Here is a 12,351-nt window from a genome sequence, read left to right on the forward strand (position 1 = left end):
GGACCGCGCCCCGGTGTGGCCGCAGACGTGTGGCTACGGAGACTGGCCGGGTGTGGGAGACGGGGTACGACGGTTTCCGGTGCCACGCGGGACGCGAGGGCCATTTCCACCACGGCACGGGTCCGGCCGCCGTCCACTCGGTGGCGCCGCACGCCGTTATCGGCTTCGGTGAGGGGAAACCGTTCAGCCGGCTCCAGTCCGCGTCAGCCGACTTCCGCCGGACCAGGTGATCGGTTCTCATGCGGCCGGACGAAGGAGTCACGCCATGGACATCACCCTCGAAGTCATCCCGCTGCCCGTGAGCGACGTCGACCGCGCCCGGGACTTCTACCGGGACAAGGTCGGATTCCACGTGGACATCGACCAGGAGGTCATGCCCGGGATGCGGATCGTCCAGCTGACCCCTCCGGGTTCCGGCTGCTCGATCGCCCTGGGCGAGTCGATCTGGCAGATGACGCCCGGTCCCACCCCGGCCCCGGGTTCCTACCAGGGCCTGCAACTGTGCGTCGCCGACATCAAGGCGGCCCACGCGGAGCTGGTCGCCCGCGGCCTCGACGTCTCGGAACCGGTCCAGTACTCCCCGGACGACGGCGCCACGTTCATGCACTTCCAGGATCCGGACGGCAACGGGTGGGCGGTGCAGGAGTACCGGCGCCGGGCCACCGAGCCGCTGCACCAGCTGCTGGCGGATCTGAAGCGGCAGCAGGCCTGAGGACCCGGAGACGCCGGAGAACCGGTCAGGAATCGAGAAGCACGGGTGCCGGAGCGCGATTAGCGTCGTTGTCATGACTTCCATCGCATCCGTCACCCTCGAGGTGGCCGACCCCGCCGCCGCCGACCGCTTCTACAACGCCGCCTTCGGCCTGGGCGACCGGCTGCGCCTGCGGGCGTCGGAGACACCGACCTCCGGCTTCCGCGGGTTCACGCTGTCGCTCGTGGTCGCCCAGCCGGCCGATGTGGACGCCCTCCTCGACGCGGCCGTGCAGGCCGGGGCGACGACGCTGAAGCCCGCCGCCAAGTCGCTCTGGGGCTACGGGGGCGTCGTCCAGGCCCCGGACGGGACGATCTGGCAGCTCGCGTCGTCGTCGAAGAAGAACACCGGCCCGGCGACCCGGCGGGTGGACGAGTTCGTCCTGCTGCTCGGCGTCGAGGACGTGAAGGCCAGCAAGCAGTTCTACGTCGAGCACGGCCTGGCCGTGGGGAAGAGCTTCGGCGGCAAGTACGTCGAGTTCGCCACCGAGGGCCCCGTGAAGCTGGCCCTGTACAAGCGCCGCGGCCTCGCCAAGGTCGCCGGCGTCTCCCCCGACGGCACCGGCTCCCACCGCCTCACCATCACCGGCGACGCCGGGCCGTTCACCGACCCGGACGGGTTCGCGTGGACGACGGCTTCGGAGAACGCGTCGGTGTGAGCGACGCCGGCGGATACCGGGCGGCCCCGGCCGAGGAAGCTACAGCGCCGGGAGGTTCTTCCGCAGCTCGAAGGCGGTCACCTCGGAGCGGTACTCCTCCCACTCCTGCCGCTTGTTGCGCAGGAAGAAGTCGAAGACGTGCTCGCCGAGGGTCTCGGCGACGAGGTCGCTGCGTTCCATGAGGGTCAGGGCCTCGCCGAGGTTCTGCGGGAGCGGCTCGATGCCCATGGCGCGGCGCTCCGCGTCGGAGAGGGCCCAGACGTCGTCCTCGGCGCCCGGCGGGAGCTCGTAGCCCTCCTCGATGCCCTTGAGGCCGGCGGCCAGCAGCAGCGCGTACGCCAGGTACGGGTTCGCGCCGGAGTCGATGGAGCGGACCTCCACCCGGGCGGAGCCCGTCTTGCCGGGCTTGTACATCGGGACGCGGACGAGCGCCGAGCGGTTGTTGTGGCCCCAGCAGATGTACGAGGGGGCCTCGCCGCCCGCGCCGGCCGTGCGCTCTGCGCCGCCCCAGATGCGCTTGTAGGAGTTCACCCACTGGTTGGTGACCGCGGAGATCTCCGCCGCGTGCCGCAGCAGGCCCGCGATGAAGGAGCGGCCCACCTTGGAGAGCTGGTACTCCGAGCCCGACTCGTAGAAGGCGTTGCGGTCGCCCTCGAAGAGCGACAGGTGGGTGTGCATGCCGCTGCCGGGGTGCTCGGAGAAGGGCTTCGGCATGAACGTGGCGTGCACGCCCTGCTCCAGGGCCACCTGCTTCATGACGAGGCGGAACGTCATGACGTTGTCGGCCGTGGACAGCGCGTCGGCGTAGCGGAGGTCGATCTCCTGCTGGCCCGGCGCGCCCTCGTGGTGGGAGAACTCCACCGAGATGCCCATCGACTCCAGCATGGTGATCGCCTGGCGGCGGAAGTCCATGCCGACGTTGGTGGGGGTGTGGTCGAAGTAGCCGGAGTTGTCGGCCGGGGTGGGGCGGGAGCCGTCCAGCGGGCGGTCCTTCAGCAGGAAGAACTCGATCTCCGGGTGGGTGTAGAAGGTGAAGCCCAGGTCGGAGGTGCGGGCGAGGGCGCGCTTGAGCACGTAGCGCGGGTCGGCGAAGGACGGGGAGCCGTCCGGCATGAGGATGTCGCAGAACATGCGGGCCGTGCCCGGGGCCTCCGCGCGCCAGGGCAGGATCTGGAAGGTCGACGGGTCGGGCTTGGCGATCATGTCGGACTCGTAGACCCGGGCGAAGCCCTCGATCGCGGAGCCGTCGAAGCCGATGCCCTCGTCGAAGGCCTGCTCCAGTTCGGCCGGGGCCACGGCGACCGACTTGAGGAAGCCCAGCACGTCCGTGAACCACAGACGTACGAACCGGATGTCGCGCTCCTCCAACGTCCGGAGCACGAACTCCTGCTGCTTGTCCATCTTCCGCTTCCCCATCCTTGCTGGTCAGGCCGCCTTCTCTTCCGTACCACGGGAGGCGGTCGGGCACCAGAGCATCAGACCACACCACCATTTCGTGCGCGTTGCGGACCATGATCGCCCGGCCGGCCCGGGGTCGAACGCCCCACGTACGGCAGGTGAACTGCTCTTCCGCCCATAGTGCCTGCTCGCACCGGCATCCGTAACGGCCGGTTCCTTTCGCTGGGCCACCCACTTAATTTGCATCTCATATGCAACTTTAAATACCGTGCGCTCAGTCGAGCCTTGAGGAGCCCCGATGCTGTCCGAGCAGTCCGCCGTCACCGTCCGCGCCACACTCCCCGCCGTCGGCGCGGCCCTCGGCACGATCACCGAGCGCTTCTACGCCAGGCTGTTCGTGGCCCACCCGAAGCTGCTGCGCGACCTGTTCAACCGGGGCAACCAGGCCGCCGGCACCCAGCGCCAGGCGCTGGCGGGTTCGGTCGCCGCCTTCGCGACGCACCTGCTGGACCGCCCGGAGCAGCGGCCGGACGCCATGCTCCAGCGCATCGCCCACAAGCACGCCTCGCTCGGCGTCACGCCGGAGCAGTACGGCATCGTCCACGAGCACCTGTTCGCCGCCATCGCCGAGGTACTGGGCGACGCCGTCACGCCCGAGGTGGCCGCCGCCTGGGACGAGGTCTACTGGCTGTTGGCGAACGCGCTGATCGCCGTGGAGCAGCGGCTGCGCGAGGAGCGCGGCGGGCACACCTGGCGGACCTGGGAGGTCGTCGAGCGGGTCGCCGAGACCGAGGACGTCGCCACGTTCCGGCTGCGGCCCGCCGACGGCGGCCCGGTGCGGGACTTCCTGGCCGGCCAGTACGTCTCCGTCCGCGTGGCCCTCGCCGACGGCGCCCGGCAGATACGGCAGTACAGCCTCTCCGGGGCGCCCGGACCGGACCTGCGGCAGATCAGCGTGAAGCGCGTGCGCGAGACCGGCGCTCCCGACGGCGAGGTCTCCAACCACCTGCACGCGCGCGTGCGGGTCGGCGACGTCCTGGAGCTGTCCGAGCCGTACGGCGACCTGGTCCTGGACGCCGGCCCCGACACACCCCTGCTGCTGGCCTCGGCGGGCATCGGCGTGACCCCGATGACGGCGATGCTGGCGCACCTCGCCCACTCGGAGCACCGCGCCCCGGTCACCGTCGTGCACGCCGACCGCTCCCCCGCGGCCCACGCCCTGCGCGCCGACCACGAGGCCTGGGCGGCCAAGCTCCCCGACGCGGCCGTCCACCTCTGGTATGAGCAGGACGCCCCCGCTGGCACCCACACCGGCCTGGCCGACCTGAGCGGCGTCGCACTCGCCCCGGGCACGCGCGCGTACCTGTGCGGCCCGCTCCCGTTCATGCGGGCGATGCGGACCCAGCTGATCGCCAAGGGCGTGGCTCCCGCCGACATCCACTACGAGGTGTTCGGCCCGGACCTGTGGCTGGCGGGGCAGGCCTAGGAGCCCTGTCGGTTCCCGATGACGTGACCCTGGGCGCCGCGGGGCTCGGGACCCCGCGAGATCCCCAGCAACAGCGCGCCCGTCGGCTCCGCCACGATGTCCTCCACCGTGACCGGGTCCAGTGAGGTGAAGAACGCCTCCTGGGCCCGGCGCAGGGCGGTGCGCAGGCGGCAGGCGGAGTTGAGGGGGCAGGGGGTGGGGCCGTCGCAGTCGACGACGTCGCCGCTGCCCTCGAAGGCGCGGACCACGGCACCGACCGATGCCCTACGGCCCGCCCCGGTGAGCGTGAGGCCGCCGCCGCGACCGCGGCGGGCCTGGAGCAGGCCCAGGTGCTGGAGCTCGGCGACGACCTTCGCCAGGTGGGTGTACGGCACGTTCATGCCGTCCGCGACGTCCCGGGTGGTCGGACTGGACCCGCCCGCGACGGCGAGCCGCATCAGGACCCGCAGGGCGAGGTCGGTGGAGCGCAGCAGCCGCATGCAGGCAGCGTAGGTAATGGGAATCCCCGGTACAAATTTTCCGGTGGGAGAGTGGCGCCGGGAGCGGGGAAGCTGTCGTCCTGCTGTCGGTGCCGTATCGATTCGGCCCATTCCCGCGGCCGCTCTACGAGGCGCCCCGTCTCCCCCATTACGATCAGCCCCACCCGACTGTCACTTTTCCCACGAAGGACACCCCATGGGCTCCGCCAAGAAGGCCAGCACGTCGCGCAAGGCTCGAATAGAGGAGATGCGGCGCGCCGAGCAGTCCCGTGAGCGCCGCAACCGGATCCTCACCATCGCGGCCAGCCTCGTGATCGTGACCGGGCTGGTCGTCGGCGGTGTCGTGCTCGTGCGGTCCCAGGACGACGGGGCCAGTGACACCGCGGCGGCGAGCGACTCCTCCGGCAAGGGCACGTTCGTGACGGGCAAGGACGGCGTGCGGACCTGGGAGGGCAAGCTGGCCCGCAACCACGTCACCAAGGCCGTGAAGTACGCCTCCGAACCGCCGGTCGGCGGGGACCACAACCCCGTCTGGATGAACTGCAACGGCGACGTCTACACCGAGCCGGTGAAGAACACCAACGCCGTGCACTCGCTGGAGCACGGCGCGGTGTGGGTGACGTACAACGCCGCCGCGAAGAAGTCCGACGTCGACGCGCTCGCGGCGAAGGTGAAGAAGACGCCGTACACGCTGATGAGCCCGGTGGACGACCAGAAGGACCCGATCATGCTCTCGGCGTGGGGCCACCAGCGCACGGTGACGGGCGCGAGCGACCCGAACGTGGACAAGTTCTTCGAGAAGTTCGTCCAGGGCGAGCAGACCCCCGAGCCGGGTGCCGCCTGCACGAACGGGCTGTCCAAGTGAGGCATGCCGGCCTGGTCGCCGGGGCCGCGGCGACGGCGCTCGTCGCGGCCGGTGCGATCACCTACGCCGTCGCGGGGGACGACGGCGGCGGCAGGACGCCCTCCGCCGAGTCCGCGGACGCCGGGTTCGCGCGGGACATGGCGGTGCACCACCAGCAGGCGGTGGAGATGTCGTACGTCGTGCGCGACCGCACCGGGAACGAGGAGGTCCGGCGCCTGGCGTACGACATCGCCCAGACGCAGGCCAACCAGCGCGGCATGATGCTCGGCTGGCTGGACCTGTGGGGCCTGCCGAAGGTGTCCTCACAGCCGCCGATGACCTGGATGGACATGGGCGGCATGGCCTCGGCCAAGGACGGCGCGCTGATGCCCGGCATGGCGACCAACTCCGAGATGAAGAAGCTCGGAGAGCTCAGCGGGAAGCAGGCGGAGGTCTTCTACCTCCAGCTGATGACGGACCATCACGAGGGCGGCGTCCACATGGCCCAGGGCTGCGCGGACCGGTGCGTGGTCGGGGTCGAGAAGCGGCTCGCGCAGGGCATGGTGGACGCGCAGCAGTCGGAGATCCTCCTGATGGCGGACATGCTCAAGGAGCGCGGCGCCGCACCGCGATCCTAGGGGCGGTGGGCACGTAGGCCTCCGTTCAGGAGCGCGGCGCCGCCCCGCGTTCCTGGGGCCGGTGGGCACGTAAGCCTCCGCTCAGAGAGCGCGGCGCCGCCCCGCGTTCCCGGGGGCGGTGCGCACGTAAGCCTCAAATCGCCCTACCCGGCGGTCTCTTGGGCTCTTCTTGGTCTGCATGGGGCGCTTCTTGGGCTGCGCAATTCCCTTGCATGAACGGTTCATCGCGAGAGTGGCGACCGTCGAGTGATCCACTCGCGACGAACCGCACAGGGGGTTCCATGAGATCCAACCGCGCCTCGGTGCGCGCCGGGGTGAGCATGGCAGCGACACTGCCGATGCTCGTCGGTGCGCTGGCGCTCGGCATACCCGCGGCGCACGCCGCCGACCACCCGCTCCGTGACCTGCTGTCCGGGACCCGCCCCACGTGGGCCACGGCCCACGCGGACAGGGGCGCCACCGCCGACGGTGCCCGGGTCTCGGCCCGGGTCTACCTCGCCGGCAAGGACGCGGCGGGCCTCGCCGCCTACGCGAAGGCCGTCTCCGACCCGGCCTCGGCCTCGTACGGCAAGTACCTGACCGCCAAGCAGGCGCAGGCCCGCTTCGGTGCGACCGAGGCCCAGGTGGCGGCCGTGAAGTCCTGGCTGGCGGCGGCGGGCCTGAAGGTCACCGGCGTCACCCGGCACTACGTCTCCGTCAGCGGTGACGTGGCCGCCGCCGAGAAGGCGTTCGGCACCCAGCTGCACAACTTCGCCAAGGGGTCGAAGACCTACCGCGCCCCGGCGGCCACCGCCTCCGCGCCGCAGAGCCTGGCCGACGCCGTCCTGACCGTGACCGGCCTGGACAACGCGCCGCACATGGCCACGCACGACGATCAACTGCCGCCGCCGGACACCGTGTTCCGCAACGCCGGGCCGTTCTCCTCGTACTACGGCTCGAACACCGCGAGCACGCTTCCGGACGCGTACGGCAAGAAGATCCCGTACGCGGTGAAGGGCTACACGGGCAAGCAGCTGCGGGCCGCCTACGGCGCGGGCACGCGCACCGGCAAGGGCGTCCGGGTCGCCATCACGGACGCGTACGCCTCGCCGACGATCGCCTACGACGCCGGCACCTACGCCAAGCGCAACGGCGACGCGGCGTGGAAGACCGGCCGGCTGCACCAGGTGCTGCCGAAGAAGTACACCGACACCGAGGACTGCTCGGCCTCCGGCTGGTACGGCGAGGAGACCCTCGACGTAGAGGCGGTGCACGCCGTCGCGCCGGCCGCGGACGTGACGTACGTGGGCGCCGCCTCCTGCAACGACGGCGATCTGCTCGACGCGCTCGGCAAGGTCGTCGACAGCCACCTGGCCGACATCGTCTCCAACTCCTGGGGCGAGGTCGAGGCCGCGCAGACCCCGGACCTCGCGGCCGCCTACGACCAGGTCTTCCAGCTGGGCGCGGTCGAGGGCATCGGCTTCTACTTCTCCTCCGGCGACAACGGCGACGAGGTCGCGAGCTCCGGGACGAAGCAGGTCGACTCCCCGGCCGACTCGGCGTGGGTCACCGCCGTCGGCGGCACCTCGCTGGCCGTCGGCAAGGGCGACACGTACCTGTGGGAGACCGGCTGGGGCACCGACAAGGCGACCCTGTCGGCCGACGGCAAGAGCTGGACGGACTTCCCCGGCGCCTTCACCTCCGGCGCGGGCGGCGGCACCAGCAGGACCGTCGCCGAGCCCTCCTACCAGCGGGGCGTGGTGCCGGACGCGCTGGCCGAGGCCAACGGCGCGGACGGCAACCGGGTCGTGCCGGACATCGCGGCGATCGCCGACCCGAACACCGGATTCCTGGTCGGGCAGACGCAGACCTCGCCGGACGGGAAGACGCAGGCGTACGGCGAGTACCGCATCGGCGGCACCTCGCTGGCGGCCCCGACGATCGCGGCCGTCCAGGCCCTGGCCCAGGAGGCACGCGGCGGCAAGGCGATCGGCTTCGCCAACCCGGCGATCTACGCCAAGGCCGGCTCGAAGGTCTACCACGACGTCACCGACGACCCGACGGGCTCCGGCCTCGCCGTGGCCCGGGTCGACTTCGTGAACGGCTACGACGCCACCGGCGGTCTGTCCACGTCCGTGCGCGGTCTCGGCAAGGACAGCTCGCTGGCTGCCGTGAAGGGCTACGACGACGTCACCGGCGTGGGCACGCCGGCGAACGGCTACGTCGAGTCGTACCGGCGCGGCTGACCTCCGCAAGGGGACATGGGGTGGTGTGGGGTGACTCACACCACCCCATTGTGTCGCACTGACGATTACACTGGGCGGCGTGCCTCAACTACGTCTCGCCCTGAACCAGATCGACGCCGGCGTCGGCGACCTCGCCGGGAACACCGAGTCGATCGTCCGCTGGACCCGGCACTCCGCCGAACAGGGAGCGCATCTCGTGGCGTTCCCCGAGATGGTGCTGACCGGGTATCCCGTCGAGGACCTGGCGCTCAGGTCGTCCTTCGTGGAGGCCTCTCGCGCGGCGCTCAGCGCTCTCGCCGCGCGTCTGGCCGAGGAGGGCTTCGGCGAGCTGCCGGTGATCGTCGGCTACCTGGACCGCAGTGCGACCGCCCAGCCGAAGTACGGCCAGCCGGCCGGCGCGCCGCAGAACGCGGGCGCGGTGCTGTACGGCGGTGAGGTGGTCCTGAACTTCGCCAAGCACCACCTGCCGAACTACGGCGTGTTCGACGAGTTCCGCTACTTCGTGCCCGGCGACAGCATGCCGGTGCTGCGGGTGCACGGCGTGGACATCGCCCTGGCCATCTGCGAGGACCTCTGGCAGGACGGCGGCCGTGTCCCCGCCGCCCGTTCGGCGCGGGCGGGCCTGCTGGTCTCGATCAACGCCTCCCCCTATGAGCGCAACAAGGACGACACGCGCCTGGAGCTGGTCCGCAAGCGGGCCCAGGAGGCCGGCTGCACCACGGCGTACCTGGCGATGATCGGCGGCCAGGACGAGCTCGTGTTCGACGGCGACTCGATCGTCGTCGACAGGGACGGCGAGGTCGTGGCGCGCGCGCCGCAGTTCGCCGAGGGCTGTGTGGTCCTGGACCTGGACCTGCCGGCGGCGTCGGCCGACGCGCCGACGGGCGTGGTCGACGACGGGCTGCGCATCGACCGCGTGGTGCTCTCCGAGGAGCCGCTGCCCGCGTACGAGCCCGAGCTCACGGGCGGTTACGCGGAGCGCCTGGACGACGACGAGGAGGTCTACTCGGCGCTGGTCGTGGGCCTGCGGGCGTACGTCGCGAAGAACGGCTTCTCCTCGGTCCTGATCGGTCTGTCGGGCGGCATCGACTCGGCGCTGGTCGCGGCGATCGCGTGCGACGCGGTGGGCGCGCGGAACGTGTACGGCATCTCGATGCCGTCGAAGTACTCCTCGGACCACTCCAAGGACGACGCCGCCGATCTGGCCCGCCGCACCGGCCTCAACTACCGCACGGTCGCGATCGAGCCGATGTTCGACGCGTACATGGGCGCGCTGGGTCTGACGGGACTGGCGGAGGAGAACCTCCAGTCGCGCCTGCGCGGCACGCTGCTCATGGCGATCTCCAACCAGGAGGGCCACATCGTCCTGGCCCCCGGCAACAAGTCGGAGCTGGCGGTCGGCTACTCGACGCTCTACGGCGACTCGGTCGGGGCGTACGGCCCCATCAAGGACGTCTACAAGACGTCGGTGTTCCGCCTCGCCGAGTGGCGCAACCGGGCCGCCCGGGAGCGCGGCCAGACCCCGCCGATCCCGGAGAACTCGATCAGCAAGCCCCCGAGCGCGGAGCTGCGCCCGGGCCAGGTCGACACGGACTCGCTGCCCGACTACCCGGTGCTGGATGCGATTCTGGAGCTGTACGTGGACCGGGACCGGGGGGCCGACGAGATCGTGGCGACCGGATTCGACGCGGAGCTGGTCGCGAAGACGCTGCGCATGGTCGACAGGGCCGAGTACAAGCGGCGCCAGTACCCGCCGGGGACGAAGATCTCCCCGAAGGGTTTCGGGAAGGACCGGCGGCTGCCGATCACGAACGGGTGGCGGGAGTCGCTCTGACGGGCAGGCCGGCGAGGGCTTGATAGGCAAGTGAGCACTTGCCTATGCTGGGGTCGTGGCCGACGACCTCTTCAAAGCCTTGGCCGACCCCACCCGTCGCACCATCCTCGACGAGCTCACGGAGCAGTCCGGGCAGACCCTCTTCGAGATCTGCTCGCGGCTGAGCATGAAGCACCGGCTCGGCATCTCGCGCCAGGCGGTCTCCCAGCACCTCGCGGTGCTGGAGGCCGCCGGGCTCGTCGAGACGAGGCGGGAGGGCCGTTGCAAGTTCCACGACCTGAACACCGCCCCGCTCCGGCAGATCACCGAGCGATGGCCCGCGCCCGACCCCTCCGGACCGGAAGAGAGCCCGTCATGAAGATCCACCTGACCAGCGTCTTCGTCGACGACCAGGCCAAGGCCCTCCGCTTCTACACCGAGGTCCTCGGTTTCGTGAAGAAGTACGACGTACCCCTGGGCGAGACGGACCGCTGGCTGACCGTCGTCTCTCCCGAGGAGCCCGGCGGCACGGAACTGCTCCTGGAGCCCGCCGGGCACCCGGCCGTCAAGCCCTACCGGGACGCGCTCGCCGCCGACGGCATCCCGCTCGCCCAGTTCGCCGTCACCGACGTCCGGGCCGAGTACGAGCGCCTGAGCGGCCTGGGCGTCCGCTTCACCCAGGAGCCCCTGGAGATGGGCCCCGTCACCACGGCCGTCTTCGACGACACCTGCGGCAACCTGATCCAGATCGCGACCCAGCCGCAGTAACCTCTGTCACCGTCTTGACCGGTGACGGTACCCGATGCCACCATCATCACCTGCCCAAGCGGTGACGCATCCGGGGGACGGACACGGGAGAGGCCATGGCGGCGATCCGCGACATCGAGGTCGTCGTCTTCGACGTCCTCGGCACCATGGTCGACGAGCCCGGCGGGCTCCGGTCGGCCGTGCGGGAGGCGACCGGCCGGTCCGAGGCGACGGCTGCCGACGAGTTCGTCGCCCTGTGGCGGCGGTACCGCGAGCAGGAACAGGAACGCGTCCGGCGCGGGCACCGCCCGTACGCGGGCACGGAGGTCCTCGACGCCGAGGCCGCCCGGCTGGTGGCCCGGCACGCCGGGGTGAGCGACCCGGGGACCGTCGCCCGGCTCGCCACCGCGGGCCGGCGCCTGCCCCCGTGGGACGACTCCGTCACCGGGCTGGAGCGGCTCGCCCGGCGGTTCCCCGTCATCGGGCTGTCCAACGCCGGCCGCACGGCCCTCCTGCACGTCAACGCGCATGCGGGGCTTCGCTGGCATCAGACCCTGTCCGCCGAGACGGCCGCGGCCTACAAGCCGGCGCCCGAGGTCTACCGGCTCGCGCTCGACAGCGCCGGATGCCCTCCGCAGCGCGTGCTGATGGTGGCCGCCCACGCCTGGGATTTGCGCGGTGCGCAGTCGGCCGGCATGCGCACCGCCTACGTCCACCGGCCGGCCGGAGATTCGCCCACGGGCTCCGACGACTTCGACCTGCGGTTCGACGGACTCGGCCGGCTGGTCGATGCGTTGACCGGCGGTCAAGTAGCGTGAGGCCTCGGCGAAAGGGGGGCCGGTCGTGCGTGAGCGCGCTGTTCCGGCGCGGGTCGTGGCAGCCGAGCGTCTCGCCGCCGAGGCGGGGTTGGAAACTGCTCCCGCCTAAGTGTCCACGAGTGTCTTTTAGTTGCTGCGAGTGTTGTACGATCTTGGGTATGAATCTGACGGACTGGGCACGCGCGCAGGGGATTGCCCCGCGTACCGCGTATCGCTGGTTCCGTGAGGGCACATTGCCGGTACCTGCGCGACGCGTGGGACCGCGCACGATTCTGGTGAACATCGACGCGAACACCTCACCTTCCGTGACCGGTGGTGTAGGTCTGTATGCCCGCGTCTCCTCGCACGATCAGAAGCCGGACCTTAAGCGGCAGACCGCTCGCCTGGAGGCATGGGCGGCGAAGGCCGGGCAGAAGGTGGTGCGGATCGAATCCGAGATCGCCTCGGGTATGAACGGCTGCCGCGTGAAGGCGAAGCGGCTGCTGGCCGACCCG

General features: G+C 71.0%; 13 protein-coding genes. 11 read left to right on the forward strand and 2 right to left on the reverse strand.

The genetic code is table 11. The features are described 5' to 3' along the window. Positions 1 to 265: 265 nt before the first annotated feature. Together C1J00_RS12215 and C1J00_RS12220 are read left to right on the forward strand one after the other, a co-directional pair. Complete coding sequence (locus C1J00_RS12215) at positions 266 to 712, forward strand: VOC family protein (RefSeq protein ID WP_102909069.1); 447 nt, start codon at positions 266 to 268, stop codon at positions 710 to 712. Between the two features lie 73 nt (positions 713 to 785). Next, complete coding sequence (locus C1J00_RS12220; protein WP_102909070.1) at positions 786 to 1,409, forward strand: VOC family protein; 624 nt, start codon at positions 786 to 788, stop codon at positions 1,407 to 1,409. A gap of 39 nt (positions 1,410 to 1,448) precedes the next feature. Here C1J00_RS12220 and glnA2 read toward each other — a convergent pair whose 3' ends face one another. Then, positions 1,449 to 2,810 carry a gamma-glutamylpolyamine synthetase GlnA2 gene (gene glnA2, locus C1J00_RS12225; protein ID WP_031131671.1) on the reverse strand — a complete coding sequence of 454 codons (1,362 nt, stop codon included), beginning with the start codon at positions 2,808 to 2,810 and terminating at the stop codon, positions 1,449 to 1,451. A gap of 295 nt (positions 2,811 to 3,105) precedes the next feature. Between glnA2 and C1J00_RS12230 the strand changes: the two genes are divergently transcribed. Then, positions 3,106 to 4,293: a globin domain-containing protein gene (locus tag C1J00_RS12230; RefSeq protein ID WP_102909071.1), complete on the forward strand. Its 1,188-nt coding sequence runs from the start codon at positions 3,106 to 3,108 to the stop codon at positions 4,291 to 4,293. Here C1J00_RS12230 and C1J00_RS12235 read toward each other — a convergent pair. Further along, a complete protein-coding gene (locus tag C1J00_RS12235; protein WP_102909072.1) occupies positions 4,290 to 4,772 on the reverse strand; it encodes an Rrf2 family transcriptional regulator in 483 nt (160 codons plus the stop codon). The genes C1J00_RS12230 and C1J00_RS12235 overlap by 4 nt on opposite strands. Before the next feature lie 196 nt (positions 4,773 to 4,968). On the opposite strand from C1J00_RS12235, the gene C1J00_RS12240 reads away from it, so the two are divergent. The 8 genes from C1J00_RS12240 to C1J00_RS12275 all read left to right on the forward strand — a co-directional run. After that, a complete protein-coding gene (locus C1J00_RS12240; protein ID WP_102909073.1) occupies positions 4,969 to 5,637 on the forward strand; it encodes a thioredoxin-like domain-containing protein in 669 nt (222 codons plus the stop codon). Then, positions 5,634 to 6,254, forward strand: coding sequence for a DUF305 domain-containing protein (locus C1J00_RS12245; RefSeq protein ID WP_102909074.1), 621 nt, complete (start codon positions 5,634 to 5,636; stop codon positions 6,252 to 6,254). The genes C1J00_RS12240 and C1J00_RS12245 overlap by 4 nt, the downstream gene beginning before the upstream one ends. A gap of 281 nt (positions 6,255 to 6,535) precedes the next feature. Next, complete coding sequence (locus C1J00_RS12250; RefSeq protein ID WP_102909075.1) at positions 6,536 to 8,479, forward strand: S53 family peptidase; 1,944 nt, start codon at positions 6,536 to 6,538, stop codon at positions 8,477 to 8,479. A gap of 79 nt (positions 8,480 to 8,558) precedes the next feature. Beyond that, the gene (locus tag C1J00_RS12255) at positions 8,559 to 10,313 is read left to right on the forward strand and encodes an NAD+ synthase (protein ID WP_102909076.1); all 1,755 of its coding nucleotides are present in this window, start codon (positions 8,559 to 8,561) and stop codon (positions 10,311 to 10,313) included. A 55-nt stretch (positions 10,314 to 10,368) separates the two neighbouring features. Beyond that, the gene (locus tag C1J00_RS12260) at positions 10,369 to 10,671 is read left to right on the forward strand and encodes an ArsR/SmtB family transcription factor (RefSeq protein ID WP_102909077.1); all 303 of its coding nucleotides are present in this window, start codon (positions 10,369 to 10,371) and stop codon (positions 10,669 to 10,671) included. Next, on the forward strand, positions 10,668 to 11,060 hold the full coding sequence (locus tag C1J00_RS12265) for a VOC family protein (RefSeq protein ID WP_102909078.1): 393 nt from the start codon (positions 10,668 to 10,670) through the stop codon (positions 11,058 to 11,060). The genes C1J00_RS12260 and C1J00_RS12265 overlap by 4 nt, the downstream gene beginning before the upstream one ends. 95 nt (positions 11,061 to 11,155) lie before the next feature. Next, on the forward strand, positions 11,156 to 11,857 hold the full coding sequence (locus C1J00_RS12270; protein WP_102909079.1) for a haloacid dehalogenase type II: 702 nt from the start codon (positions 11,156 to 11,158) through the stop codon (positions 11,855 to 11,857). A gap of 158 nt (positions 11,858 to 12,015) precedes the next feature. Continuing rightward, positions 12,016 to 12,351 (forward strand): recombinase family protein (locus C1J00_RS12275; protein WP_180989518.1); only part of this gene is annotated, 336 nt, incomplete at its 3' end.

The sequence above is a fragment of the Streptomyces cahuitamycinicus genome (genome assembly GCF_002891435.1).
Lineage (GTDB): Bacteria > Actinomycetota > Actinomycetes > Streptomycetales > Streptomycetaceae > Streptomyces > Streptomyces cahuitamycinicus.

Coding starts and splice junctions, on each gene's coding strand:
- C1J00_RS12215 (WP_102909069.1), top strand. CDS start 266: ATGGACATCACCCTCGAAGTCATCCCGCTGCCCGTGAGCGACGTCGAC.
- C1J00_RS12220 (WP_102909070.1), top strand. CDS start 786: ATGACTTCCATCGCATCCGTCACCCTCGAGGTGGCCGACCCCGCCGCC.
- glnA2 (WP_031131671.1), bottom strand. CDS start 2,810: ATGGACAAGCAGCAGGAGTTCGTGCTCCGGACGTTGGAGGAGCGCGAC.
- C1J00_RS12230 (WP_102909071.1), top strand. CDS start 3,106: ATGCTGTCCGAGCAGTCCGCCGTCACCGTCCGCGCCACACTCCCCGCC.
- C1J00_RS12235 (WP_102909072.1), bottom strand. CDS start 4,772: ATGCGGCTGCTGCGCTCCACCGACCTCGCCCTGCGGGTCCTGATGCGG.
- C1J00_RS12240 (WP_102909073.1), top strand. CDS start 4,969: ATGGGCTCCGCCAAGAAGGCCAGCACGTCGCGCAAGGCTCGAATAGAG.
- C1J00_RS12250 (WP_102909075.1), top strand. CDS start 6,536: ATGAGATCCAACCGCGCCTCGGTGCGCGCCGGGGTGAGCATGGCAGCG.
- C1J00_RS12265 (WP_102909078.1), top strand. CDS start 10,668: ATGAAGATCCACCTGACCAGCGTCTTCGTCGACGACCAGGCCAAGGCC.
- C1J00_RS12270 (WP_102909079.1), top strand. CDS start 11,156: ATGGCGGCGATCCGCGACATCGAGGTCGTCGTCTTCGACGTCCTCGGC.